Here is a 23984-nt window from a genome sequence, read left to right on the forward strand (position 1 = left end):
CATCGTCTCGGCGAGCGCGGTCTGCGGCGTACGGTGCATCGTGGCGGTTCCTCGGTTCGGCCCAGCGCCCGCCGACGGGCGGACAACCGCTCAGAGTAGCGGCACCAAGGAAACGGCGAGGAAACTCGCGCCCGTCACGCCGCCAGGAACGGCCCGAGCTCGGCCGCGAGACGCTGACTCACCCGCGCGTGCACGCGCGTTCCCGTTTCCTCGTGCCGCTGATCGAGGAACTGCCCAGACTCGTGGATCGCCGAGAGGAGATCCCCGCGGCTGTAGGGCACGAGTGCACGCACCTCGACCTCAGGGACGGGGAGCGCGTCCTCGACCATGCGGCGCAGCTCGGCGATGCCGTCGCCCGTGTGCGACGACACGAAAGCCGCGCGCGGAGCAAGGCCCGTGAGGACGAGGCGCTGCGAGTCGCTCACGAGGTCCATCTTGTTGAACACGACGATCTCGGGCACGTCGCGCGCCCCGACGTCGGCGAGAACGTCGCGAACGGTCGCGAGCTGACCCGCCGGATCCGGGTGGCTGCCGTCGACGACGTGCACGATCACGTCGGCGTCCGCAACCTCCTCGAGCGTCGAGCGGAACGCCTCGACGAGCTGATGCGGAAGATTGCGCACGAAGCCGACGGTGTCGGCGAGCGTGAACACGCGACCGTCGGCCGTCTCGGCGCGACGCACCGTCGCGTCGAGCGTCGCGAACAGCGCGTTCTCCACGAGGACGCCGGCCTGAGTGAGGCGATTCAGCAGGCTCGACTTGCCGGCGTTCGTGTATCCCGCGATCGCGACCGAGGGGACGGTGTGGCGGGTCCGCTCGGCGCGTTTCGCCTCGCGCGCCGGTGCGAAGCCGCGGATCTGCTTCCGCAGGATGGCCATGCGTGTGCGAATACGTCGACGGTCGAGCTCGATCTTCGTCTCACCAGGCCCGCGCGAGCCCATGCCCGCGCCGCCCGCGCCGACCTGCCCACCGGCCTGACGGCTCATCGAATCGCCCCAGCCGCGCAGGCGCGGAAGCAGGTACTCGAGCTGCGCAAGCTCGACCTGTGCCTTGCCCTCGCGGGTCTTGGCGTGCTGCGCGAAGATGTCGAGGATCACGGCCGTGCGGTCGATGACCTTGACCTTGATGACGTCTTCGAGAGCACGGCGCTGGCTCGGGGCGAGCTCGGTATCGGCGATCACCGTGTCGGCCCCCTCCGCCTTCACGATGTCGCGCAGTTCCTCGGCCTTGCCTCGGCCGACGTAGGTCGCGGGATCCGGGTGCGGGCGACGCTGAAGCACGCCGTCGAGGATGATCGATCCGGCCGTCTCCGCGAGGGCCGCGAGCTCACGCAGCGAGTTCTCGGCGTCCTCGAGGGAACCCGCCGAGTAGACGCCGACGAGCACGACGTTCTCCATCCGCACCTGGCGGTACTCGACCTCGGTGATGTCCTCGAGCTCGGTCGAGAGCCCGGGAACGCGGCGTAGCGCGCGCCGCTCCTCGAGATCCCACTGGTCACCGTCGACGCCGCCACGCGCCGTCTCATCGGCCTGAAGAGCCTGGGCGGCCCCGAAGACGCGAGCGGAGGAGCGTGCTGCGTCTCGGGAGAGGATGCGCTCGACGGCGTCGTCGTCGCGCGGGGCGGCGACCGTCTGGTCGCCAGCGTCGGTGGGTTCGACCACGTGGGTCCTTTCGTGGAGAGGTCTCAAGCCTTCCAGGATACCGCGATCGACCCGCCACGGGACGCTTCCCGCGTAGAGGCGGCTCCGGTAGGCTCGCCCGTCATGGGGGAACACTATTTCAGTGCCGCGCCCTCGAGCCCGGAGCAGCTCCGTCGGATCCGCGTCGCCCTCGATGGGCGCGACGTCGAGATCACGACGGCCCGCGGGGTATTCAGCCCCGACCGGATCGACAAGGGTACAGAGGTCCTTCTCGCGAACTCACCCGACGCCCCCGCAGGAGGAGACTTCCTGGATCTCGGGTGCGGTTGGGGGTCGATCTCGCTGACGCTCGCGATGCAGGCGCCGCACGCGCGCGTGTGGGCGCTCGACGTCAATGAGCGCGCGCTCGATCTCGTGCGTCGCAACGCCGCGGACCTCGGGCTCGAGAACGTCCATGCGGTGACGGCCGACGAGATCCCCGACGACGTCGTCTTCCGCACGATCCGATCGAATCCGCCGATCCGCGTCGGCAAAGCCGCATTGCACGAGCTTCTGGAGACGTGGATCCCCCGCCTCGACCGGCACAGCGACGGCTACTTCGTGGTGCAGCGCAATCTCGGCAGCGATTCGCTGCACCGCTGGCTGGACCAGACGTTCGACGATGGATTCTCGACCCGTCGCCACGCGACCGCGAAGGGCTTCCGCGTCCTCAAGGTCCGCCACCATGGCGACCCGCCTACCGGCCCGATCCCGACCGACTGAGCCCCGGCTCTCCCCTCTGCACGAGCGCCGCACGCGCGTGCGCCGCAACCGACTCGCGGATCGCCGAGAGCACGGGCGAATCGATCGTCCACTGCTGCCAGAACAGCGGCTCTGTGAGGTCCGGAGCTCCCAGCGGACGCAGAGTGCCGAGCTCGATGGACGGCGAAGCCTGCACGGGCGGGAGCATCCCCCACCCCATGCCGAGCCGGATCGCGGCGGCATAGTCCTCCGATGCCGGCACGTAGTGACGCGGAGGCACGACGGGATCCACCCCGTGGGCCCGCAGCCAGTCGGACTGGATATCGTCGGAGCGATCGAAGTCGATGAGCGGGGCGGCGACGAGAGAGCTGGCGCCAACGCCGTGAGGCAGCCAACGCGCGATGTACGCGGGCGTCGCCACGGCGACGTACTCGGTCGCGCCGAGCGCCGTCACGGAGCATCCGCCGATCGGCCGCCCCTCCGAGGTGATCGCGGCGAGCGCCGATCCCGATTCGAGCAGGTCGGCCGTGCGGTCCTCGTCCTCGCGCAGCAGCTCGAACGTCACTTCGTGCGCGCGGGTGACGGCTTCCAGCGCCGGGAGCAGCCAGGTCGCGAGCGAGTCGGCGTTGACGGCGATGGGCACGTGCATCGCGTCGCCGCGCTCCAGGCCGAGAGACACCGATGCCTCGTGTCCGACGACCTCGTACTGTCGCGCCAGGCGCAGAACCGTCGCACCGGCCTCCGTCGCCCGCACAGGCCGCGATCGCACGAGCAGCACGCGACCGAGCTGCGATTCGAGCGCTCGCAGCCGCTGGCTGACAGCTGAGGGCGAGATCCGAAGGCGCTGCGCCGCCTGTTCGAATGACCCCTCGTCGACGATCGCGGCGACCGTCTCGGCCAGCTCAGGAGCGATCCACATAAGCTCTGCTTCACCAACTTTCAATACGCCACATCTGCTTTTGATTCTGCCACGCCACGGCCGAGCATGAGGAGATGCTCACCGCGTTGCTCTCCGGGCTCGGCCTCTGCCTGTCGCTCATCGCCGCTCCCGGCGCGCAGAACGTCTTCCTCCTGCGTCAGGGGGTTCGCCACGCGCACGCCGGATACCGGCACGCGGTCGTCCTCGCACTCGTCTGCCTCGCGTGCGACATCGTCCTGATCTCGGCGGGCGTCGCGGGCTTCGGCGCCGTCGTCGAAAGCGCGCCGTGGGTCTTCGACGCCGCGCGCTGGGCCGGCGTCCTGTTCCTCTCCGGCTACGGCCTCCTCGCCGCGTGGCGGGCTGTCCGCGGTGGCGACGCGATCGACGTGGTGCCCACCGAACCGGTTGTCTCGGCCGCCCCGGCCGCCCGGGAGGAGGGCCCAGGACACACTCTGACGCTCACCGCGGCCCCCCGACGCACGACCACAGCACTCGCACCGGCCATCCTCACCTGTCTCGCGATCACGTGGCTGAACCCGCACACCTATCTCGACACGGTCCTGCTGCTCGGATCCGTCTCGACGAGCTACGGCGACGCGCGCTGGTTCTTCGCGATCGGCGCGATCCTCGGAAGCGCCGTCTGGTTCGCGTTCCTGACCTTCGCCGCCCGCTACGCGGCGCGGTGGCTGCGCTCACCGCGCTCCGGGCGCATCCTCGACGGCGCGATCGCGGTCGTGATGCTGAGCCTCGCGGCCTTCCTCGCGGCTGGCTGATCCCCGGCGTCGCCGAGACTGCGGCGCCCGCAGGCTCTAAGCGAGGGCCACGGTTCCGGAGAAGACGAGCGTCGCGGGACCCGACAGCGCGACGCGCTCGCCGTCCTCGTCAGAGAACATGCGCACGCCGAGCGTGCCGCCCGGCACCTCGACGCGCCACTCGCTCGGCGCGTTCGCACCCGCCCAGCTGCGCACCGCGAGCGCCGCCGCGACCGTTCCCGTGCCGCACGAGAGCGTCTCCCCCACGCCGCGTTCGAAGACGCGCATCCGCAGGTGCCCGACGCCCCCGGTCACGAGCGGATCCTGCGGCACGACAAACTCGACGTTCGCGCCGTGCGCGGGCGCCGGATCGATGACGGGAACGACCCCGAGATCCAGTTCTTCGAGCTCGCCATCGCTCGCGAGCGCAACGACGACGTGCGGATTGCCGAGGTCGACTCCCATTCCCGGGCGGGCGACATCGAGGCCCTTCGCCCGCACGAGCGGATCCCCGTCCTCGGCGCGCCAACGCCCGAGATCGACCTCGAAGCCGGCGTCGCTGCGCGTGACGCGCTTGACGCCCCCGCGCGTCCCGATCGGCAGCGCTGCGGCCGGATCGAGCGTCGCGAGACCCGTGTCCAACACGTAGCGCGCGAAGACCCGCACTCCGTTCCCGCACATCTCGGCGACAGAGCCGTCGGCGTTCCGGTAATCCATGAACCACTCGGCGTCGGCATCCTCCGCGAGCGCGGAACGACCCTCACCAATCGCGCGCGAACGCACGACCCGCAGCAGGCCGTCGGCACCGATTCCGAAGTGGCGATCGCAGAGGGCCGCGACCTGCTCCGGCGTGAGATCGAGCTCGCCCTCCGGGTCTGCGACGATCACGAAGTCGTTGCCGGTGCCATGGCCTTTGGTGAAGGGGATCTCGGGCATGCGGCCAGTCTACGGATCTCGTCCTCGAGTATGACGCGCCGCGGCGAGGATCCCCCTCCGCTCCGATGCGCCGGCGCCGGGCCACGCGAAGGATGGAGGACATGATCACCGCTGAGAACCTCACCAAGCGCTTCGGCGCACACACGGCCGTCGACGATGTGTCGTTCACCGTCAAGCCCGGTCAGGTGACGGGCTTCCTCGGGCCGAACGGCGCCGGCAAGTCGACCACCATGCGCATGATCCTCGGGCTCGACCGACCCACGAGCGGCTCAGCCGCCGTGAACGGGCGCCCCTTCGCGGAACACACCGACCCGATGCGTCAGGCCGGTGCCCTCCTCGATGCGAAGGCCGTCCATCCGGGGCGCCGCGCCGTCGACCACCTGCGCCTTCTCGCCGCCACCAACGGGCTGCCCGAACGCCGCGTCGACGAGGTGGTGGAGCTCACGGGCATCGCGTCGGTGCAGCGGCGCCGCATCGGCGGCTTCTCGCTCGGCATGCACCAGCGCCTCGGCATCGCCGCGACGATGCTGGGCGACCCGCAGGTGCTGATGTTCGACGAACCCGTCAACGGCCTCGACCCCGAGGGCGTGCACTGGGTGCGCGGTTTCGCCCGGGCACGCGCCGCCGAAGGCCGAACGGTCTTCCTCTCGTCGCACCTCATGAGCGAGATGGCGCAGACCGCCGACCACATCATCGTGCTCGGGCGCGGACGCGTGCTCGCCGACGCCCCGATCAGCGACTTCCTGAAGGCCGCCGAGAACCCCTCGACGCGGGTGCGCGTCTCCGACGCGACCGTTCTCGCCTCCCTCCTTGCGGCCGACGGCGTGACGATCACGCAGACGTCCTCCGACACGCTCGAGATCGACGGGATCCCCGCGCACCGCATCGCCCGTACCGCCGCAGTCGAGGGTCTCGAACTGCACGAGCTGACGCCTGTCGCCGCCTCGCTCGAGGAGGCCTACCTCGCCCTCACCGACGACGCCACCGAGTACCGCAGCGACGCCGCTGCTCTCGCCGCCTGATCTTCCGCCACGAAACGGACACCACAACCATGACCACTGTCACAGCTTCGCCCTCCTCCGCGGTCGCGGCCCCCGCTCACGTCCGATTCCGCACGCTCGTGCGCGCCGAGTGGATCGCCCTCACGAGCCTGCGCGGCACATACGCCTCGTGGATCATCGGCACGCTCCTCGTGATCCTGCCCGCCGCAGGAATGGCGGCGATCTTCGGATATGAGTTCCTCCGTTCGGGCAGCGACCCCGCGCTGGCACAGGCGCTCCCGAGTACCTCGTCGCTCGCGATGAACGGTGCGATCTTCGCCGTCGCCGTCGCGACGATCGTCGGCGCCGCCGCCTATGCGAAGGAGCACTCGACGGGATCCCTGCGCAGCCAGCTCGCCGCGTCGCCGCGCCGCTTCCCCTTGCTCGCCGCGAAGGCCACCGTCGTCGCCGCGAGCGTCTTCGTCGCCTCCGTCGTCGCGTTCGCCCTCGCGGTCGCCGCCGCCGCGGCCGTGTCGTCCCTCTTCGGGATCGCGGTCTCGGTCGACGATCCGATCCTCGAGATCGTCGTCCCTCTCCTCGGCGGCGGCCTCTTCACGGCGAGCGTCGCCGTGTTCGCGATCGGCCTCGCCGCGATCCTGCGCTCCGAGACGTGGGCGGTGACCCTCGCGCTCGTCTTCCTGTTCGTCGTCCCGATGATCCTCGTGCAGCTGCCGTGGGAGTGGGCGACTCAGATCTCCGATGTTCTTCTCGGAACGACCGGACAGTCGCTCACGATGGTGCGCACGGAGATCACGGGCGATCTGCTCGTCGATGCGCTCCTCACTCTTGGCTGGGCGGCCGTCGCGTTCTTCGGCGGTGCGGCCGTCATGTCTCGTCGGGACGCGTAGATTCGCCTTCGATGACCCCGTCGAGACCCGCATCGCCCGACCCCGTCGCGGGGCCGGGCGATGCGGCGTCTCTCGAACTGCCGAAGCCGCCAGGGGTGCTCCGCAGCTGGATCGACGGGCATCCCCGCACGGTCGACGCGCTCATCGCCTTTCTCGCCGTCATCGCGCCGCACGTGCTCGCCACGATCGCGCTCGCCCCCACGGCGACATCCGCGGCGTGGACCATCGCCGTGTCCGCCGTCGCGATCGCCGTGCTGACGCCAGGCGTGATGCTGCGCCGTCGCTGGCCGTTCCTTCTCCTCGTCCTCTCGCTGCTCATCTCCACGCTGGCACCGGGGAACGCGGGCGACGCGAGCGGTGCCGCGACCTGGGTGGCCCTGTATTCGCTCGGCGTCTTCGCCAACGTGCGGCGCGCGTGGATCGGATTCTGCATCGCCGCCGCGACGACCTTCGTCGAGCTGCAGTTCACCCCCGACCGCATGCAGGGACCGTGGTGGGTCATTCTCCTCGCGGATCTGTTCCAGGTCGGCGCCGCCTTCCTCATCCCGACCCTCGTCGGACTCTGGATCGGCGGGCGCCGCCGATACGAGGCTGCGCTCATTGCGCGCGCCGAGGACCTCGCCCGCGAGCGGGACCAGCAAGCGCGGCTCGCCGTCTCGGAGGAGCGCACGCGCATCGCGCGCGAGATGCACGACATCGTCTCGCACAGCCTCACCGTCATGATCACCCTGTCGGAGGGCGCCGCCGCGCAGGCCGACGTGGGCTCGGATCGGGCCGCGGCGGCGATGCGTCGCGTCGCCGACACCGGGCGCGACTCGCTCGCCGAGATGCGCCGCCTCCTCGGGGTGCTGCGCACCTCCGAAGCTCCTGCAGAGCTCGCGCCTCAGCCCGGCGCCGACTCCATCGCGATGCTCATAGCGCAGTTCCGCGATGCCGGCATGCCCGTCACCTGGCGTCACGAAGGCCAGCCATTGCCTTCGGGCGGCGTCTCCCTCACTGCCTATCGCATCGTGCAGGAGTCGCTCACCAACGTGCTCCGGCATGCGCCCGGTGCTCGCACCGTCTCCGCGAGCATCCGGCACGAAGGCGGCCGCGTCACGATCACGGTCGACAACGACCTCACGCGCGACCCTGTGCCATCCGACGGCGCGGGCCGCGGACTCGTCGGCATGCGCGAGCGCGCCACACTCCACGGCGGCGTGCTCGAGGCCGGACCGCGCCCCGATGGACGATGGCGCGTGCACGCGACGCTCCTCACGGAACACTCCCGAAAGGCACCGGAATGACCACCGAGAAGATTCGCGTCGCGATCGTCGACGATCAGGAGCTCGTGCGGATGGGACTGCGCATGATGCTCGATCCGCTCCCGGACATCACGGTCGTCGCGGAAGCCTCCGACGGGCACGAGGCCGTCGGCCTCACGCCAGACGACATCGACGTCTTCCTCATGGACGTGCGGATGCCAGGCCTCGACGGCATCGCCGCGACGGAGCGCATCACAGCGAACGACCCGGCGCCGCGCGTGCTCGTGCTGACGACGTTCGACCTCGACGAGTACGCGTTCGCGGCCCTCCGCGCCGGCGCGAGTGGCTTCCTCCTCAAGGACACGCGCCCGGAAGACCTGTTCGGCGCGATCCGCTCGGTGCACGCCGGCGACGCGGCTCTCGCGCCCCGCGTGACGGCGCGGATGATCGAACAATTCATCGACGCCCCCGCCCCACGGGACGACGACGATCCCCTGCTCGCCACGCTCACTCCCCGAGAGCGGGAGATCCTCGTCGCAATCGGCGAGGGCCTGACGAACGACGAGCTCGCCGAGCGGTTCTTCCTCTCGATCTCGACCGTCAAGACCCACATCGGCCGCCTGCTGCAGAAGCTCGGTGCCCGCGACCGCGTACAGCTCGTCATCCACGCCTACGAGTGGGGGCTCGTCGGCTGACGGCTCACGCGTCGATCCAGCGCACCCCTGCATATCGCCGGAACCAGCCGACCTGACGGCGGGCGTAGCGGCGCGTGAGGGCCTGCGTCTCGGCGATCGCCTCGGCTTCGCTCTTCTCCCCCTTCAGCTGCGCCAGCGCCTGCGCATAGCCGATGGCGCGGCTCGCCGTCCGGCCGCGCTCGAGGCCGCGCTCGCGCAGCGCCGCCGTCTCGTCGAGCATGCCCCCTGCCCACATGCGCTCGACACGGCGGTCCAGACGCTCGACGAGGGTCGCGCGCTCCATGCGGAGACCGATGAACGTCGTCGCATCCCGCCAGAGCCGGGGTTCGTCGGGCAGAGCCGCGCCGTGCCCCGCGTCTCCCTGCCCCAGAACCTCGAGAGCGCGCACGATGCGACGGCCGTTGCGGGGATCGATGCGCTCGGACGTCGCAGGATCCCGGCGCCGCAGCTCGTCATAGAGTGCACCCGCACCGTCCGTCTCCAGCCGCCTCTCGAGATCCGCGCGCAGAGCCTCGTCTCGGGGAGGGAAGCGGAAGTCGAAGACGGTGCTCGACACATACAGCCCCGAGCCGCCGACGAGGATCGCGTGCCGGCCGCGCTCCAGGATCCCGTCGATCGCGTGACGCGCCTCGCTCTGATACGCCGCGACCGCGGCGTCGTCGGTCACGTCGAGCACGTCGAGGAGGTGGTGCGGGATGCCGCGGCGCTCCTCGACAGGGAGCTTCGCCGTGCCGATGTCCATGCCGCGGTACAGCTGCATCGCGTCGGCGTTCACGACCTCAGCGGGCTCGCCGCGTGCCGCGAGCGCCTCAGAGAGGTCGAGCGCGATGTCGCTCTTGCCCGTGCCCGTCGCCCCGACGACGGCCCACAGCCGCGGCCCGTCAGCGCCCGCCGCGAGCTCGGGCGGGAGGAGCGTCACGCCCCGGCGCGGATCGTCGGCAATCCGAGCGTCACGGCGCCTCCCGCGGCCTGGCCGTCCGCGGACGGCACGGCGCAGGAATCGGCCTGCGCGCGATCGTAGGCGTCGCCCGCTCGTGTGCGACGGATCCGCAGCGGCGCCCCGTCGGCGCTGTCGGCGAGAAGGTGCGACGGCGCCGCATGCGTGACCGTCACCGTGACGACGTCGCCCGGTCGAGGCAGATCGGATCCGTCCGGCACCTCGAAATGCACGAGTCGGTTGTCCTCGGCGCGCCCCGTAAGTCGATGGGTCGCAGCGTCCTTCTTGCCCTCTCCCGTCGAGACGAGCACATCGAGCGAACGCCCGAGCTGCTTCTGGTTCTCTTCGAGCGTGATGCGCTGCTGAAGGGCGATGAGCCGGTCGTAGCGCTCCTGCACGACCTGCTTCGGCACCTGATTCGGCATCGTGGCCGCCGGCGTCCCCTCACGGATCGAGTACTGGAACGTGAACGCGCTCGAGAAACGGGCCTGCTCGACGACGCGCATCGTGTCCTCGAAGTCCTCGTCGGTCTCGCCAGGGAAGCCGACGATGATGTCGGTCGTGATCGAGGCGTGGGGAATCCGCTCGCGCACGCGGTCGAGGATCCCGAGGAACTTCTTCGAACGGTAGGAGCGACGCATATCCCTGAGGACCTTATCGCTGCCGGACTGCAGGGGCATGTGCAGCTGCGGCATCACATTGGGCGTCTCGGCCATCGCGTCGATCACGTCGTCAGTGAATGCAGCGGGGTGCGGGCTCGTGAAGCGCACGCGCTCGAGCCCCTCGATGTCACCGCAGGCGCGCAGCAGCTTGCTGAACGCCTGGCGGTCGCCGAACTCCACACCGTAGGTGTTGACGTTCTGACCGAGGAGCGTGACCTCGATCGCGCCGTCATCGGTGAGGAGCTTGATCTCCTCGAGGATGTCGCCCGGCCGACGGTCCTTCTCTTTCCCGCGCAGGCTCGGCACGATGCAGAAGGTGCACGTGTTGTTGCATCCGACCGAGATCGACACCCAACCCGAGTAGTGCGAGTCGCGCTTCGTCGGCAGCGTCGAGGGGAACACCTCGAGCGACTCGAGGATCTCGAGCTCGGCCTCGTCGTTGTGCCGCGACCGCTCGAGCAACTGCGGCAACGAGCCCATGTTGTGGGTGCCGAAGACGACGTCGACCCACGGCGCCTTCTCTACGACGGCATCCTTGTCCATCTGAGCGAGGCAGCCGCCGACGGCGATCTGCATGCCGTCGTGCTCGGCCTTCTTCGACTTAAGGTGCCCGAGCGTGCCGTAGAGCTTGCCTGCCGCGTTCTCGCGCACGGCGCACGTGTTGATGATCACGACATCGGCGTCCTCGCCCTCAGCGGCGGGCACGTATCCAGCGCTCTCAAGGGATCCCGACAACCGTTCGGAGTCGTGCACGTTCATCTGACAACCGAACGTGCGCACCTCGTAGGAACGGGCGCGACCTGTGGCGTCGACAGCGGCCGTGGAGGGCTCGATGAGCGTCGGGGTGCTGGAGGGCGTCGTCATCACGCCCTCGATTCTACTTTCCCCTCCGCGTACGGGGGTGTGAGGAGCCTCTATCGGAAGCGCACACCGCCTCCCCTCGCTTCGTCAAGCGCCTGGTTCGCGACGGTCATGGCAAGGGATCCGCCGAAGCCCCGACGCGAGAGCTGCCCCACGAGGCGACGCAGAGCCGTGTCATGGTCGTGCCGCACGAGCGATGGCGCCTTGCCGCGCGCGAACTCAAGCGCCCGTTCGTGATCGTCGTCGGGGAGTTCGGCGAGGGCCACGTCGATCGACTCTCGTGAAACGCCGCGCTTCGACAGGCTCTGCGCGATCGCTCGGCGCCCTTGATTCTTGCGTGTGAGCGCGGCATGCACGAGCTGTTCGGCGAGTCGGTCGTCGTCGAGGGCTCCGATGCGCGTGAGCCGGTCGACGATGTCGTCGACGTCGTGCGGTTCCACATCTTCGCGGCGCAACCGGTCGCGTGCCTCACGCTCCGACAGAGATCGTGAGGCGAGAGCTCGCGTCAACCGGGCCTCGGCGCGCTCGGCCGCATCGTCGCGTTCTCCCCCGTCTTCCCCCGGCGAATCGACGGACTCCACGGGAGCGCTGTCCGCGCTCCGCCACGTCGTGTGCCAACGTTCCGCGTCATCGACGGCGCCCATGGACGCATCGCGCGCAACAGGGGTCTCGGGTGCCGCTCCACCGAAGAGCGGCACCACGGGGGCGAGCCTCTCGCCCCCGTGATCCTGCCCGGCCATGTCGGAGCTCACGCCGTGCGGCGCGCCGCGATGTCGTCGACGGGCGCCTCTTCCTGTTCGGCGGCCGCCGGGTCGGCGAGGAGCCCGAGCTTGACCTTGATCTTGTTCTCGATCTCGAGCGCGACATCGGTGTGCTCGATGAGGAACCGACGCGCGTTCTCCTTGCCCTGTCCGAGCTGATCGCCGTCGTAGGTGTACCACGACCCCGACTTCTTGACGATGCCGTGCTCGACGCCGAAGTCGATCAACGACCCCTCGCGCGAGATGCCGGTTCCGTAGAGAATGTCGAACTCGGCCTGCTTGAACGGCGGAGCCATCTTGTTCTTGACAACCTTGACGCGTGTGCGGTTGCCGACGGCCTCCGCGCCATCCTTCATCGTCTCGATGCGACGGATGTCCAGCCGCACCGAGGCGTAGAACTTCAGCGCCTTGCCGCCCGCAGTCGTCTCGGGAGAACCGAAGAACACGCCGACCTTCTCGCGCAGCTGGTTGATGAAGATCGCCGTCGTCTTGGTCTGGTTGAGACCGCCGGTGATCTTGCGAAGAGCCTGCGACATGAGGCGCGCCTGCAGACCCACATGCGAATCGCCCATCTCGCCCTCGATCTCGGCGCGGGGAACGAGCGCCGCGACCGAGTCGATGACGACGAGGTCGATGGCCCCGGACCGGATGAGCATGTCGGCGATCTCGAGTGCCTGCTCTCCCGTGTCGGGCTGGGAGACGAGCAGCGAATCGATGTCGACACCGAGCTTCCTCGCGTACTCGGGGTCGAGTGCGTGCTCTGCATCGACGAACGCCGCGATCCCGCCTGCGGCCTGCGCATTCGCAATCGCGTGGAGGGTGAGCGTCGTCTTACCCGAGGATTCGGGACCGTAGATCTCGACGACGCGCCCCCGGGGAAGGCCGCCGACTCCGAGAGCGACGTCAAGGGCGATGGAGCCCGTGGGGATGACCTCGACCGGCGCCCGCTCTTCGCCCCCGAGGCGCATGACCGTGCCCTTGCCGAACTGCCGATCGATCTGCGCGAGTGCCGTCTCGAGGACCTTCTCGCGGTCTGCCGCTGCTGCCATGATTGAGCTCCTTCGTCTGCTCGTGTACCGCCGCCCATAGGCTGTCGTGACCCGCCTCCGGTGGGCGGATTCTTCGACAGGGCGCGTGGCGTCTGCCGCCGCTCGCCACGTTACGGAGAACCACTGACAAACGAAGCCGGATGCCCCCGCAATGTGGAGAACTCGTGCGAGATCCACGTTGTGCACGACACTACGCGCGATAGAACGGATCTTCGAACGCGACGCGCCGTGTCGCCGTCGAGATTCGAACGCGCTCCGACGGCCTCAGTCGCGCTGCGGCTCGCGCAGGCCCGCGCCATAGCGCGCTGAGGCCGGGAGCTCGGTTTCATCGCAGAGCGCACGCCAGATGTCTCGCGGCGAGACACCCGCGTCGAGCGCATCGGATGTCGTGCGGTCGATCGCAGGAAGCACGAGGTCGTGCATGATCCAGTTTGCGCGCACACCGAAATGATCGTCGATCGCGCGCAACAGCTCGCTGCGCCTCATGCGGCGTCGCTCACTGCAGGGACAGCTCGGGCTCGACCTCGGCGACCAGGTCGTCGGGAACGACGTCCGGGAAAGCATCGTCGATGCCCTCGAGAACCGCGAGACGATCGCCCACACGGCGCATCACCGCGGAGATCGGCACCTCGAGCGCCTCGGTGACGGAGGCGAGGATTTCGCTCGATACCTCTTTCTGGCCCCGCTCGACCTCGCTGAGATAGCCGAGCGCCACACTCGCCTTGCTGGCGACCTGGCGCAGCGTCTGTCCTCGCTGCAGTCGGAAATCGCGAAGCACGTCGCCGATCTCTTGACGTACCAGGATCATGGCGGCCCTCCCTCGTCTCTCGCGTTCCTCAAAGCTCGGTGCGGATTCGGCATCCGCACATCCTGTTCACACCAGGCTACTGCCCGAAGGCGGTCCCGCGGTGGGAATCAGGGAATGATGACATCGGTGAAACACCTCTCCCAGCTTCGCTATTCCCCGCTCGCCTCGCGCGATCCCCGAAGCACCGCCAGCGCCAGGTCGAGCACGGCACCCACGGCAGCACCTCGGATCGCGCCACGATCCCCCTCGAAGACCGCCGTCTCGACGCGATCCGCGTCCGGTGTCGAGACCGCCACGCAGACCGTCCCGACGGCCGCGCCTCCCTGCGGATCGGGCCCCGCAACGCCCGTGGTCGCGAGCCCGACATCGGCGGCCGAACCGTCCACCGCGAGCGCGCGGCGTACGCCTCGCGCCATCTGCAGCGCGACATCGGGATCGACGGGCCCCCGCTCAGCGAGGACCTCCGTGTCGACTCCGAGCAGTGTGTGCTTCACGCGCGTGTCATACGCGACGATCCCTCCGCGCATGTGCGCGGATGCGCCCGGTACGTCGACGATCGAGGCCGCGACGAGCCCTCCGGTCAACGACTCGGCCGCACCCACCGACCATCCGCGTCGCTCCAGCTCCGAGAGCAGCTCGTCCGCGCGCGATGCAGTCACCGGCTGCTCCGCGCACCCCGCACCTGGGCGATGACGTAGTCGATCCCGCTCGCGATCGTCAGCGCGACGACGATCCACATGAGCACCATCGTCACGATCGCCCACGGCACGAAGCCGATCACGACGTGGATCGGCAACAGCGCCCAGGCGAGCGCGACGCCCTGGAAGGCGGTCTTGATCTTCCCCATCCACGCGGCGGCCACGACATGCTCGCGCCGCACGACGAGACGGTGCACCGTGATGCCCCATTCGCGGACGAGGATCACGATGACCATCCACCACGGGATCTCGTCGAGGATCGCGAGGCCAACGAACGCGGCTCCCGTGAGCAGCTTGTCGGCGATCGGATCCCACAGCTTGCCGAAGTCGCTCACGATCTCGAAACGGCGCGCGAGGTACCCGTCGACCCAGTCGGTCGAGATCGCGAGGATGAACAGGAGCGCGGCCGTCAGCCGCACGCCGAGGTGCGGATCGCCGAACGAACCGCCGATGAGCAGCAACACGAAGAACACGACCGCGAGCGGGATCCGCACGACGGTGATCGCGTTGGGAAGCTGAGGATGGATGGCCATGAGCCCAGTGTGGCAGGCGAGCGTTCAGTCGTCGCGCCCGGTGAGGCCCCAGGCGTCTTCGCTCTCAGATTCGTCGACGACAGGACGTCCGGCGAACTGCTGCTCGATGGGATCCGAGTCGTATCGATCATCGCCCCCGGAATCGGGCACCCCCGCGTCGCCGGCCGAGGCCGCGTCGCCGGCCGAGGCCGAAGCCGGCGGCTCTTCGCCCTTCAGCTTCGCGAGCACAGAGGCCAGCTGCTCGGGCGCGACGAGCACATCGCGAGCCTTCGATCCCTCCGACGGGCCGACGATCTCCCGCGATTCCAGCAGGTCCATCAAACGGCCCGCCTTCGCGAAGCCCACACGCAGCTTCCGCTGCAGCATCGAGGTTGAGCCGAACTGACTTGACACGATGAGCTCGGTCGCTGCGAGCAGCACCTCGAGGTCGTCGCCGATGTCCTCGTCGATCTCCTTCTTCGGCGCCTCGATCGCCTCCGCGACATCGGATCGGTACTCCGGACGCGCCTGGCCCGTCACGTGACGCACGACGGAGTCGATCTCGTCTTCCGTGACCCACGCGCCCTGCAGACGGAACGGCTTCGAAGATCCCATCGGCGAGAACAGCGCATCGCCCTGTCCGATGAGCTTGTCGGCGCCGGGGCCGTCGAGGATGACGCGCGAATCGGTCACGCTCGTCACGGCGAAGGCGAGGCGCGAGGGCACGTTCGCCTTGATGAGTCCGGTCACGACGTCGACCGACGGGCGCTGCGTCGCGAGCACGAGGTGGATGCCCGATGCGCGCGCGAGCTGCGTGATGCGCACGATCGAGTCTTCGACGTCGCGAGGCGCGACCATCATGAGGTCGGCGAGCTCGTCGACGACGACGAGCAGGTAGGGATAGGGCTTGAGCACGCGCTCAGATCCGACCGGCAACTGGATCTCGTCATTCACGACAGCCCTGTTGAAGTCATCGATGTGACGGAACCCGAACGACGCCAGGTCGTCGTAACGCATGTCCATCTCCTTCACGACCCACTGCAGCGCCTCGGCTGCCTTCTTGGGGTTCGTGATGATGGGCGTGATGAGGTGCGGGACTCCGGCGTAGCTCGTGAGCTCGACGCGCTTCGGGTCGACGAGCACCATGCGCACATCGCTCGGCTTCGCGTGCATGAGCAGGCTCGTGATCATCGAATTGACGAAGCTCGACTTACCCGAGCCGGTCGAGCCCGCCACGAGCAGGTGGGGCATCTTCGCCAGATTGGCGACGACGAATCCGCCTGACACGTCCTTGCCGACGCCGATCGTCAGGGGATGCGTCGACTTCTGCGCTGCGGGCGAGCGCAGCACATCGCCAAGCGCGACCGTCTCGCGGTCGGTATTGGGAATCTCGATACCGATCGCGCTCTTGCCCGGAATCGGCGCAAGGATCCGCACGTCGTTCGACGCGACGGCATACGAGATCGTGCTCGACAGCTGCGTGATCTTCTCGACCTTCACGCCCGGGCCGAGCTCGACCTCGTACTGGGTGACGGTCGGCCCGCGGGAGAATCCCGAGACCTTCGCGTCGACCTTGAACTCGGAGAAGACCTTCTCGATCTGCGAGACGATGTGGTCGTTCGCGGCAGAGCTGACCACAGCAGGCGGACCCGCCGCGAGGGCGGCCGGCGAAGGCAGCACATAGGGTGCCTCAGGCGGCTGAGGACCGCGCGCGCCCGGCCCGTCGGTTCCGAACCCGTCGATGCCGCCGAGAACGTCATCGGGCGACTCGGCGTCGTCATCGCCCAGGAGACCGACGCTCGAATCGCCATCACTCGATGCATCGCGCAGGCTCTGCAGCGCCGGATCGTTCAGCACCTCGGTCGCCTGCTCGGTGGGGGCCGGCGCCGTATCGGGCTCGACGTCGACGACGGCCTGGTCGTAGCCGCGGTCCTTCTGCTCGCCGAGCAGCTCCGTGAGCTGCTGCGGATCCGTGACCGCCTCGACGTCCTCTTCACGACCCGACGCGTTTCGACGCCACCAGGGGAGTTCGTCAGCACCGTCGAACAGCTCGGAGTCGGCGTCCTTCTTCCGTCGACCCCGACGCCCTCGCGCCGGCTTGTCGTCGATCACCTCGGTCGGTGCATCGGCCCTCGCGGGCCCCTCGCCCGGAGCCTCGTCGCCGAACATCCATGCGTACAGCTCTCCGAGCCGCTGTCCGATGCGGTTCGGCGGGGTCTTCGTGATGATGAGCAGGCTCAGCGCGAGGATCACGGCGAGCACGACATATCCGCCGATCGGCGTGATGAGCAGGCCCAGCGGCTCGCCGATCATCCACCCGAACAGGCCACCGGCTTCGCTGAGAGCCGGCATACCCTGCGCCGGCTCAGGTCGGCCGAGCGCGAGATGGCAGATCCCGGCGACCGGAACGATGAACAGGGCGAAGCCGATGCCGACACGTCCGTTGTTGGTGACCGAGGCCGGGTGACGGAAGAGCCACCCCGCGAGGAAGAGCAGGAGCACCGGGAACACGAAGGCCGTACGCCCGATGAGCAGGCCGAACGTGAATGCGCTGATCTGCGCCGCGACGCCGTTGCCGATGAAGAACCACTCGACGACGGCCCCTGCGACGGCGAGCAGCACCAGCAGCAGAGGGAACCCGTCGCGACGATCTTCGCGCGCGAGCGTCTCGGCTCCGAACGCACGGAAGAGACCGCCGACCGCGTGGCCGACGCCGTTCCAGGCGCGCACGGGAACGGCCGGTCGATCAGGATCGTCGATGTGCGCGCGGGGCGCGGGCGCGGACTTCTTCGACGCCCCCTTCGCGGAGGCGCCGCTTTCCTTCTGCGCTGACTTCTTGGGCGCGGTGGACGAGCGTGCCATGAAGTCCACGGTACGTCGGACCCCTGACATTCCGAGGGAGGACGCGCACGGCCCGGGCGTTTCTCAGCGGAGACGCCCGGGCCGTGCGCGTGCGCGTCACGCCTCGATGACGAGGGGGACGATCATCGGACGGCGGCGCAGCCGCTGCCCGACCCACCGACCGATCGTGCGGCGAACGGTCTGCGACAGCGCATGGTTGTCGCGCACGCCCTTCGCTGCCGCCTCTTCGAGCGCGGCGACGATCTTCGGCTTGATCTTGTCGAACACCTTGTCGTCCTCGGCGAATCCGCGCGCGTGGATCTCAGGGCCCGTCACGATCTTGCCCGTGTTCGCGTCGACCACGACGATGACCGAGACGAACCCCTCCTCGCCGAGCACGCGACGATCCTTGAGGTCGGCATCCGTGATGGCGCCCACCGTCGATCCATCGACGTAGACGAAACCGATGTCGAGCTGCCCCGACACCCACGCCTCGCCGTCCTTCAGGTCGATCGAGGTGCCGTTCTCGGCGATGATCGTGCGCGATTCGGGGATCCCCGAGTCCTGCGCGACCTTCGCATTCGCCATGAGGTGGCGGTATTCGCCGTGCACGGGCACGACGTTCTTCGGCTTCAGGATGTTGTAGCAGTACAGCAGCTCGCCGGCCGCGGCGTGACCCGAGACGTGCACCTTGGCGTTGGCCTTGTGCACGACGTTCGCGCCGAGCTTCGTCAGCCCGTCGATCACGCGGTAGACAGCGTTCTCGTTACCGGGAATGAGGCTCGAGGCGAGGATGACGGTGTCGCCCTCCCCCGGCTCGATCGCGTGGTCGAGGTTCGCCATCCGGCTGAGCACAGCCATCGGCTCGCCCTGCGATCCGGTCGACATGTAGACGATCTCGCCGTCCGGGATGTCGCCCGACTTCTTGTAGTCGACGAGGGCGCCCTCAGGAACATCGAGGTATCCGAGCTGCTGCGCGATCGTCATGTTGCGCACCATCGAACGGCCGAGAAGGGCAACGCGGCGACCGTTGGCATGAGCAGCATCGATCACCTGCTGCACGCGGTGAACGTGGCTCGAGAAGCTCGCGACGATCACGCGGCCCGTGGTCTTCGACATGACCTGCTCGATCGTCGGGCCGATCTGACGCTCCGTGGGGGTGAAGCCCGGCACCTCGGCATTCGTCGAATCCGGCAGGAAGAGGTCGACGCCCTCTTCGCCCAGGCGCGCGAAAGCGCGCAGATCGGTCAGCCGCCCGTCGAGGGGAAGCTGATCCATCTTGAAGTCGCCGGTGTGGAGGACGAGCCCCGCCTCAGTGCGGATCGCGATCGCGAGTGCGTCCGGAATCGAATGATTCACGGCGACGAACTCGAGGCCGAAAGGACCGACGTCGAGCGTCTCGCCCTCACGCACGACATGCGTCTGGGGCGTGATCCGGTGCTCCTTGAGCTTCGCCGACGTCAGCGCGAGCGTCAGCTTCGAGCCGTAGATCGGGATGTCCTCCCGCATCTTGAGGAGGTAGGGAACGGCGCCGATGTGGTCCTCGTGCCCGTGGGTGAGCACGAGCCCGACGACATCGCCGAGGCGGCCGCGCAGCGGCTCCATGTCGGGCAGGATGAGATCGACGCCGGGCTGATGCTCCTCCGGGAAGAGCACGCCGCAGTCGACGATGAGGATCTTGCCGTCGAACTCGTACATGGCCATGTTGCGGCCGACCTCACCGAGGCCGCCGAGAGGCGTGACGCGCAGGGCGCCGGAGTCGAGTTCAGGCGGATCGAAGACAGGGGTGGACATTGTGCCTTTCCGCGCGTTCGCGCAGGGTGAGCGTCACCGAGTGGTGCCAGGCACCTTGGGGAGCGCGCCGCCCGCGGCCGCGTTGCGGTCGGGGCGGAAGTTCGAGAAGTCCACGCCGTCCACGCCGTCCACGAGGGCGAGTTCGTCCTCGATGATGGCGGCCTCCCATTCCTCGGGTCCGACGAGCGGCAGGCGCACGCGCGGACTCGAGATGCGGCCGAGGCCGTGGAGGATGTACTTCGCGGAGACCGTGCCCGGAACGTGCGTCATCACGGCACGGACGAGCGGCTCGAGCTTCTTGTGCTGCTCGGTGGCGGTTGCGAGGTCGCCGCGGTTGACCGCGTCGACGATGGTTCGATATGGGCCGGCGGCGATGTTCGCCGTGACGCCGATGAGGCCCGAGGCGCCGATGGACATGGCGGGCAGCGCGTTCGCGTCGTCGCCCGAGAAGTAGAGAAGATCGGTCTGGTTCAGCACGCGGCTGACCTCGCTGAAATCGCCCTTGGCGTCCTTCACCGCGAGGATGTTCGGGTGCTTCGCCAGCCGCAGGAAGGTCTCGTACGCGATCGGCACCCCCGTGCGTCCGGGGATGTCGTAGAGGATCACCGGCAGATCAGTCGAATCGGCGATGAGCCGGAAGTGCGTGAGAATACCGGCCTGCGTGGGCTTGTTGTAGTACGGCGTGACGATCATGAGCCCGTCGGCGCCCAGCTTCTCGCTCTTCTGATAGAGCTCGATCGCGTGCGCGGTCTCGTTCGACCCGCCGCCCGTGATGATCTTCGCACGCCCCGCGGACACGCTCTTGCCGACCTCGACCAGCCGCAGCTTCTCGGGATCCGTGAGCGTCGACGTCTCGCCCGTCGTACCGGTGACGACGATGCCGTCGGCGCCCCCGGAGATGACGTCATCGATGTGCTTCTCCGTCGCGTCCCAGTCGACTTCACCGTCGGCCGTCATCGGCGTGACGAGGGCGACGAGAACCTGTCCGAACGGGTTGGCGGAGTGCGTCATGCACACCAGGCTAGCGCGTGAGCCTGGGCGAACGTCACGCGCGTTCCCATATGACGAACCGGTACGGCACGCCCGTTCGGCTCGTGTGCCAGCCGTCCGGATCCTCGGGATCGCGACGGACCACCCGCCATGAGGGGCCGATCTCCGGAGCGGACGTGTCACCGTCGACGGCGAGGTCGATCTCGGTGACCCACAGTTCCTCGAGCACGGCCATCGCCTGGCGGTAGATCTGCCCGCCGCCGATGATCCAGACGTCGTCCGCGATCTCGCGGCCTCGCGCGACCGCCTCGTCAAGGGATCCGACCGTCGTCGCGCCCTCTGCCACGTAGCCAGCATCGCGCGTGACGACGATGTTCTCGCGTCCCGGCAGCGGGCGGAACCTCGCCGGAAACGACTCCCACGTGCGGCTCCCCATGATGACGGGGCCGCCCATCGTGGCGCGCTGGAAGTACGCGAGATCCTCAGGGACATTCCACGGCATCCCGCCGTCGGCGCCCAGCACTCCCCCGCGCGCCTGGGCCCAGATCGCCCGCAGCGTCATCGGATCAGACCGCCACGGCGCCGCGAATCGCGGGATGATGCTCGTAGCCGACGAGCGAGAAGTCGTCGTACTCGTATTCGAAGATGCTCGGTGCGGGCCGGATCTCGAGGCTCGGGTACGGGTATGGATCCCGGGAGAGCTGCTCTGCGACCTGCTCACGGTGGTTGTCGTAGATGTGGCAGTCGCCGCCCGTCCAGACGAACTCGCCGGGCTCGAGGCCCGCCTGCTGCGCCATCATCATCGTCAGCATGGCGTAGCTTGCGATATTGAACGGCACACCGAGGAAGAGATCGGCGCTGCGCTGATAGAGCTGACAGCTGAGCCGACCGTCGGCGACGTAGAACTGGAACATCGCGTGACACGGCGGAAGAGCCATGTCCGAGACCTCGGAGGGATTCCAGGCCGAGACGATCATCCGACGAGAGTCCGGCGTCGAGCGGATCTGCTCGAGCACCCCTGCGATCTGGTCGATGTGCCCGCCGTCAGGGGTCGGCCACGATCGCCACTGCACGCCGTACACCGGACCGAGATCGCCGTTCTCATCCGCCCATTCATCCCAGATCGTCACACCGCGCTCCTGCAGCCAGCGCACGTTCGAATCGCCACGCAGGAACCACAGCAGCTCAAGCGCCACCGACTTGAAATGCACCTTCTTGGTGGTGATGAGGGGGAAGCCGTGTGCGAGGTCGAAACGGATCTGACGCCCGAATGCGCTCGTCGTCCCCGTGCCCGTGCGGTCGGATTTGCGGGTCCCGTTCGCGAGCACGTCGCGCAGGAGATCTTCGTACGGGGTGGGGATCGCGGGCTCCATGCCTCCCAGCGTATTCCTCTTCCCGGCGCGTCGCGTGGGAATCCGTTCCCCGCGCGCGCCCCGGTCGCTAGGCTGGCCGCGACCCGCTCTCATCAACCTGGAGGAGTCACGATATGTCCGTCACCAGCGAAGCCACTGCCACCTGGTCGGGAACCCTCTTCGAGGGATCCGGATCTGTGACGCCCGCCTCGGGCATCGGCACGTTCGCCGTCAACTGGAAGGCCCGCAGCGAGGGGTCGGAGTCGACGACGACTCCCGAAGAGCTCATCGCATCGGCCCACTCGTCCTGCTTCAACATGGCGCTCTCGAACGCACTGGCTCAGGCCGGCGCGACGGCCGAGAAGATCCGCACGACGGCTTCCGTCACGTTCGTTCCCGGAACGGGCGTCACCGGCAGCCACCTCAACGTCGCGGCGACGGTGCCCGGCATCTCGGAAGAGAAGTTCGAGGAGATCGCCGAGTCGGCGAAGTCCGGATGCCCGATCTCGCAGGCGCTCGCCGGCATCGACATCACGATCGAGGCCACGCTCGACTGAGCCGAGCCTCCTCAGGTCGACGCGTCTCCGTCGAATCCGGCACAGACAGCTGCCGATTCGGCGGAGGCGCGTCGGCGTCTTACGCCGTGCGACGTTCCAGACGGATCGCGGTGCGCGCCGCCGCTCGGGCGCGGCGACGGTCGCCCGCCGCGTCGTATGCGACGCTCAGGCGGAACCACGCCCGCCAGCTGTCCGGTTCGGTCTCGACGGCAGAGCGGTAGGCCGGAAAGGCCGCATCGGCATCCGATCGGACCACACGCCCGGACGGCGTGAGAGCGACGTCGTCGTCAGGCAGTCCGCCCTCCGCCTCGAGTCGACGAGCAAGGCGATCGGCCCGCCACCCGAACCACAGCTCGCGACCAAGGGCCCACGCGCCCACGACCGGGAACACGATCATGGCCGTGCCCATCACGACCGCGACGGCATCCCCCGTCGCGACGAGCGCGACGGCTCGCCCGCCGAGCAGCCAGATGTACAGGGCGAACACCGCCGCCATGAGGGCGACGCCAATGCGGACGCCCACGCTCAGCCGCTCGTCGTGCGGGCGACCTGGCCCGAGACGCCGCCGTCGTCGACAGGCTTCGTCGGCGACGACCGCGGGGTCCCGATGCCGATGTCGATGAAGTTCTCCAGACCGACGACCACGCCCGCGGTGTCGACCGCACCGTCGAGCGCGATCCGGATGCCGGGCGCATAGGCAGCCGCGGGATCGGTCGTATCGTGCACGATCGAAAGCGTCTCCCCCGGACCGGAGAGGATCGTCTGCTGCTGCGCAACGACGCCGGGACGTCGCAGCGAGTGAACCGGAATCGCGGCGACCTGCTGCCCACGTGCCCGCTGGTCGACGTGCGGCGCCTCAACAGGAGTCTGGCGTGCAGCGGAGATGAGCTCCGCCGTGCGCACCGCGGTGCCGCTCGGGGAATCGACCTTGGTGTCGCGATGGGCCTCGACGATCTCAGCGAACGGGAAGAACCGACCTGCTGCCGCGGCGATCGCGGATCCGAGCACCGAGCCGAGCGAGAAGTTCGGGACGAACACGGCCCCCGTGCCTGCCGCTTCGACGAGCGGACGCACGCGGGCGATGCGCTCGGCCGACCACCCGCTCGTGCCGACGAGCACGTTGATTCCACGCTCGATCGCGGCGCGGACGATGGCGTCGCTCGCCTGCGGATGTGTCGCGTCGACCACGAGGTCGGCTCCGGCGATCTCGTCGAGATCGCTCGACGAGGTGAGGACCGCGCACAGCTCGAAACCAGGCTGCTCTTCGATGACCGCACGGATGATGCTGCCGAGCTTGCCGGTGCCGCCGGCGAGTGCCACGAGTGTCATGGCTCTATCCTACGGACC

General features: G+C 68.7%; 25 protein-coding genes. 7 read left to right on the forward strand and 18 right to left on the reverse strand.

Features of this window, described 5'->3' with window-relative positions:
• Positions 1 to 134: 134 nt before the first annotated feature.
• Positions 135 to 1661: a GTPase HflX gene (hflX, locus tag C0012_RS14125; RefSeq protein ID WP_110590351.1), complete on the reverse strand. Its 1527-nt coding sequence runs from the start codon at positions 1659 to 1661 to the stop codon at positions 135 to 137.
• Positions 1662 to 1763: 102 nt separating this feature from the next.
• On the opposite strand from hflX, the gene C0012_RS14130 reads away from it, so the two are divergent.
• Positions 1764 to 2402, forward strand: coding sequence for a class I SAM-dependent methyltransferase (locus tag C0012_RS14130; protein WP_110590350.1), 639 nt, complete (start codon positions 1764 to 1766; stop codon positions 2400 to 2402).
• Here C0012_RS14130 and C0012_RS14135 read toward each other — a convergent pair.
• Positions 2377 to 3300 carry a LysR family transcriptional regulator ArgP gene (locus C0012_RS14135; protein WP_110590349.1) on the reverse strand — a complete coding sequence of 308 codons (924 nt, stop codon included), beginning with the start codon at positions 3298 to 3300 and terminating at the stop codon, positions 2377 to 2379. The two genes, C0012_RS14130 and C0012_RS14135, sit on opposite strands and share 26 nt — an antisense overlap.
• Before the next feature lie 74 nt (positions 3301 to 3374).
• Between C0012_RS14135 and C0012_RS14140 the strand changes: the two genes are divergently transcribed.
• Complete coding sequence (locus C0012_RS14140; protein ID WP_110590348.1) at positions 3375 to 4073, forward strand: LysE/ArgO family amino acid transporter; 699 nt, start codon at positions 3375 to 3377, stop codon at positions 4071 to 4073.
• A 36-nt stretch (positions 4074 to 4109) separates the two neighbouring features.
• On the opposite strand, the gene dapF is transcribed toward C0012_RS14140, so the two are convergent.
• Positions 4110 to 4988: a diaminopimelate epimerase gene (gene dapF, locus C0012_RS14145; protein WP_110590347.1), complete on the reverse strand. Its 879-nt coding sequence runs from the start codon at positions 4986 to 4988 to the stop codon at positions 4110 to 4112.
• A gap of 101 nt (positions 4989 to 5089) precedes the next feature.
• Here dapF and C0012_RS14150 point away from each other — a divergent pair, with 101 nt between their 5' ends.
• From C0012_RS14150 to C0012_RS14165, 4 genes are read left to right on the forward strand one after another with little or no spacing between them, the layout of a single operon-like run.
• Entirely contained in the window at positions 5090 to 6010 is a 921-nt protein-coding gene (locus tag C0012_RS14150) for an ABC transporter ATP-binding protein (RefSeq protein ID WP_110590346.1), read from the forward strand.
• Positions 6011 to 6039: 29 nt separating this feature from the next.
• Positions 6040 to 6876 carry an ABC transporter permease subunit gene (locus C0012_RS14155; RefSeq protein ID WP_110590345.1) on the forward strand — a complete coding sequence of 279 codons (837 nt, stop codon included), beginning with the start codon at positions 6040 to 6042 and terminating at the stop codon, positions 6874 to 6876.
• Between the two features lie 11 nt (positions 6877 to 6887).
• Positions 6888 to 8162, forward strand: a complete 1275-nt coding sequence (locus C0012_RS14160; protein ID WP_110590344.1) for a sensor histidine kinase — start codon at positions 6888 to 6890, stop codon at positions 8160 to 8162.
• Positions 8159 to 8815, forward strand: coding sequence for a response regulator transcription factor (locus C0012_RS14165; RefSeq protein ID WP_110590343.1), 657 nt, complete (start codon positions 8159 to 8161; stop codon positions 8813 to 8815). Before C0012_RS14160 ends, C0012_RS14165 begins: the two co-directional genes overlap by 4 nt.
• A gap of 4 nt (positions 8816 to 8819) precedes the next feature.
• Here the strand turns inward: C0012_RS14165 and miaA are convergent, their stop codons facing one another.
• The 13 genes from miaA to C0012_RS14230 all read right to left on the reverse strand — a co-directional run bounded on the left by miaA (position 8820) and on the right by C0012_RS14230 (position 22101).
• Positions 8820 to 9734 carry a tRNA (adenosine(37)-N6)-dimethylallyltransferase MiaA gene (gene miaA, locus C0012_RS14170; RefSeq protein ID WP_110590342.1) on the reverse strand — a complete coding sequence of 305 codons (915 nt, stop codon included), beginning with the start codon at positions 9732 to 9734 and terminating at the stop codon, positions 8820 to 8822.
• Positions 9731 to 11278, reverse strand: a complete 1548-nt coding sequence (gene miaB, locus C0012_RS14175) for a tRNA (N6-isopentenyl adenosine(37)-C2)-methylthiotransferase MiaB (RefSeq protein ID WP_110590341.1) — start codon at positions 11276 to 11278, stop codon at positions 9731 to 9733. Before miaB ends, miaA begins: the two co-directional genes overlap by 4 nt.
• Positions 11279 to 11328: 50 nt before the next feature.
• On the reverse strand, positions 11329 to 12027 hold the full coding sequence (locus C0012_RS14180) for a regulatory protein RecX (RefSeq protein WP_232527952.1): 699 nt from the start codon (positions 12025 to 12027) through the stop codon (positions 11329 to 11331).
• Positions 12024 to 13085 (reverse strand): recombinase RecA, encoded by a 1062-nt coding sequence (gene recA / locus C0012_RS14185; RefSeq protein ID WP_110590339.1) that lies wholly within the window; start codon positions 13083 to 13085, stop codon positions 12024 to 12026. The genes C0012_RS14180 and recA overlap by 4 nt, the downstream gene beginning before the upstream one ends.
• A 264-nt stretch (positions 13086 to 13349) precedes the next feature.
• Positions 13350 to 13571 carry a DUF3046 domain-containing protein gene (locus tag C0012_RS14190; protein ID WP_110590338.1) on the reverse strand — a complete coding sequence of 74 codons (222 nt, stop codon included), beginning with the start codon at positions 13569 to 13571 and terminating at the stop codon, positions 13350 to 13352.
• A 10-nt stretch (positions 13572 to 13581) separates the two neighbouring features.
• Entirely contained in the window at positions 13582 to 13893 is a 312-nt protein-coding gene (locus tag C0012_RS14195) for a helix-turn-helix domain-containing protein (RefSeq protein WP_110590337.1), read from the reverse strand.
• Between the two features lie 149 nt (positions 13894 to 14042).
• Entirely contained in the window at positions 14043 to 14552 is a 510-nt protein-coding gene (locus C0012_RS14200) for a CinA family protein (protein ID WP_110590336.1), read from the reverse strand.
• Entirely contained in the window at positions 14549 to 15124 is a 576-nt protein-coding gene (gene pgsA, locus C0012_RS14205) for a CDP-diacylglycerol--glycerol-3-phosphate 3-phosphatidyltransferase (protein WP_110590335.1), read from the reverse strand. The genes C0012_RS14200 and pgsA overlap by 4 nt, the downstream gene beginning before the upstream one ends.
• A gap of 24 nt (positions 15125 to 15148) precedes the next feature.
• Positions 15149 to 17965, reverse strand: a complete 2817-nt coding sequence (locus C0012_RS14210; protein WP_110590388.1) for an FtsK/SpoIIIE family DNA translocase — start codon at positions 17963 to 17965, stop codon at positions 15149 to 15151.
• Between the two features lie 96 nt (positions 17966 to 18061).
• Positions 18062 to 19738: a ribonuclease J gene (locus tag C0012_RS14215; RefSeq protein ID WP_110590334.1), complete on the reverse strand. Its 1677-nt coding sequence runs from the start codon at positions 19736 to 19738 to the stop codon at positions 18062 to 18064.
• A 33-nt stretch (positions 19739 to 19771) separates the two neighbouring features.
• Positions 19772 to 20749, reverse strand: coding sequence for a 4-hydroxy-tetrahydrodipicolinate synthase (gene dapA, locus C0012_RS14220; protein ID WP_110590333.1), 978 nt, complete (start codon positions 20747 to 20749; stop codon positions 19772 to 19774).
• 34 nt (positions 20750 to 20783) lie between these two features.
• The gene (locus tag C0012_RS14225) at positions 20784 to 21290 is read right to left on the reverse strand and encodes a dihydrofolate reductase (RefSeq protein ID WP_110590332.1); all 507 of its coding nucleotides are present in this window, start codon (positions 21288 to 21290) and stop codon (positions 20784 to 20786) included.
• 4 nt (positions 21291 to 21294) lie between these two features.
• Positions 21295 to 22101: a thymidylate synthase gene (locus C0012_RS14230; RefSeq protein ID WP_110590331.1), complete on the reverse strand. Its 807-nt coding sequence runs from the start codon at positions 22099 to 22101 to the stop codon at positions 21295 to 21297.
• A 113-nt stretch (positions 22102 to 22214) separates the two neighbouring features.
• Here C0012_RS14230 and C0012_RS14235 point away from each other — a divergent pair, with 113 nt between their 5' ends.
• Positions 22215 to 22637 carry an OsmC family peroxiredoxin gene (locus C0012_RS14235; RefSeq protein ID WP_110590330.1) on the forward strand — a complete coding sequence of 141 codons (423 nt, stop codon included), beginning with the start codon at positions 22215 to 22217 and terminating at the stop codon, positions 22635 to 22637.
• Between the two features lie 79 nt (positions 22638 to 22716).
• Here the strand turns inward: C0012_RS14235 and C0012_RS14240 are convergent, their stop codons facing one another.
• Together C0012_RS14240 and dapB are read right to left on the reverse strand one after the other, a co-directional pair.
• Positions 22717 to 23160 (reverse strand): tetratricopeptide repeat protein, encoded by a 444-nt coding sequence (locus C0012_RS14240; RefSeq protein ID WP_110590329.1) that lies wholly within the window; start codon positions 23158 to 23160, stop codon positions 22717 to 22719.
• A 2-nt stretch (positions 23161 to 23162) separates the two neighbouring features.
• Positions 23163 to 23966 carry a 4-hydroxy-tetrahydrodipicolinate reductase gene (gene dapB / locus C0012_RS14245; RefSeq protein WP_110590328.1) on the reverse strand — a complete coding sequence of 268 codons (804 nt, stop codon included), beginning with the start codon at positions 23964 to 23966 and terminating at the stop codon, positions 23163 to 23165.
• Positions 23967 to 23984: the final 18 nt, after the last annotated feature.

Origin of the sequence: Microbacterium suaedae (assembly GCF_003254645.1) — a bacterium.
In the GTDB taxonomy this organism is placed as follows: domain Bacteria; phylum Actinomycetota; class Actinomycetes; order Actinomycetales; family Microbacteriaceae; genus Microbacterium; species Microbacterium suaedae.

Coding starts and splice junctions, on each gene's coding strand:
- recA (WP_110590339.1), bottom strand. CDS start 13,085: ATGGCAGCAGCGGCAGACCGCGAGAAGGTCCTCGAGACGGCACTCGCG.
- dapF (WP_110590347.1), bottom strand. CDS start 4,988: ATGCCCGAGATCCCCTTCACCAAAGGCCATGGCACCGGCAACGACTTC.
- C0012_RS14165 (WP_110590343.1), top strand. CDS start 8,159: ATGACCACCGAGAAGATTCGCGTCGCGATCGTCGACGATCAGGAGCTC.
- C0012_RS14150 (WP_110590346.1), top strand. CDS start 5,090: ATGATCACCGCTGAGAACCTCACCAAGCGCTTCGGCGCACACACGGCC.
- C0012_RS14195 (WP_110590337.1), bottom strand. CDS start 13,893: ATGATCCTGGTACGTCAAGAGATCGGCGACGTGCTTCGCGATTTCCGA.
- C0012_RS14230 (WP_110590331.1), bottom strand. CDS start 22,101: ATGGAGCCCGCGATCCCCACCCCGTACGAAGATCTCCTGCGCGACGTG.
- dapA (WP_110590333.1), bottom strand. CDS start 20,749: ATGACGCACTCCGCCAACCCGTTCGGACAGGTTCTCGTCGCCCTCGTC.
- C0012_RS14160 (WP_110590344.1), top strand. CDS start 6,888: ATGACCCCGTCGAGACCCGCATCGCCCGACCCCGTCGCGGGGCCGGGC.
- C0012_RS14235 (WP_110590330.1), top strand. CDS start 22,215: ATGTCCGTCACCAGCGAAGCCACTGCCACCTGGTCGGGAACCCTCTTC.
- C0012_RS14210 (WP_110590388.1), bottom strand. CDS start 17,965: ATGGCACGCTCGTCCACCGCGCCCAAGAAGTCAGCGCAGAAGGAAAGC.
- C0012_RS14130 (WP_110590350.1), top strand. CDS start 1,764: ATGGGGGAACACTATTTCAGTGCCGCGCCCTCGAGCCCGGAGCAGCTC.
- C0012_RS14140 (WP_110590348.1), top strand. CDS start 3,375: ATGCTCACCGCGTTGCTCTCCGGGCTCGGCCTCTGCCTGTCGCTCATC.
- C0012_RS14215 (WP_110590334.1), bottom strand. CDS start 19,738: ATGTCCACCCCTGTCTTCGATCCGCCTGAACTCGACTCCGGCGCCCTG.
- C0012_RS14225 (WP_110590332.1), bottom strand. CDS start 21,290: ATGACGCTGCGGGCGATCTGGGCCCAGGCGCGCGGGGGAGTGCTGGGC.
- dapB (WP_110590328.1), bottom strand. CDS start 23,966: ATGACACTCGTGGCACTCGCCGGCGGCACCGGCAAGCTCGGCAGCATC.
- C0012_RS14135 (WP_110590349.1), bottom strand. CDS start 3,300: ATGTGGATCGCTCCTGAGCTGGCCGAGACGGTCGCCGCGATCGTCGAC.
- C0012_RS14190 (WP_110590338.1), bottom strand. CDS start 13,571: ATGAGGCGCAGCGAGCTGTTGCGCGCGATCGACGATCATTTCGGTGTG.
- C0012_RS14155 (WP_110590345.1), top strand. CDS start 6,040: ATGACCACTGTCACAGCTTCGCCCTCCTCCGCGGTCGCGGCCCCCGCT.
- miaB (WP_110590341.1), bottom strand. CDS start 11,278: ATGACGACGCCCTCCAGCACCCCGACGCTCATCGAGCCCTCCACGGCC.
- pgsA (WP_110590335.1), bottom strand. CDS start 15,124: ATGGCCATCCATCCTCAGCTTCCCAACGCGATCACCGTCGTGCGGATC.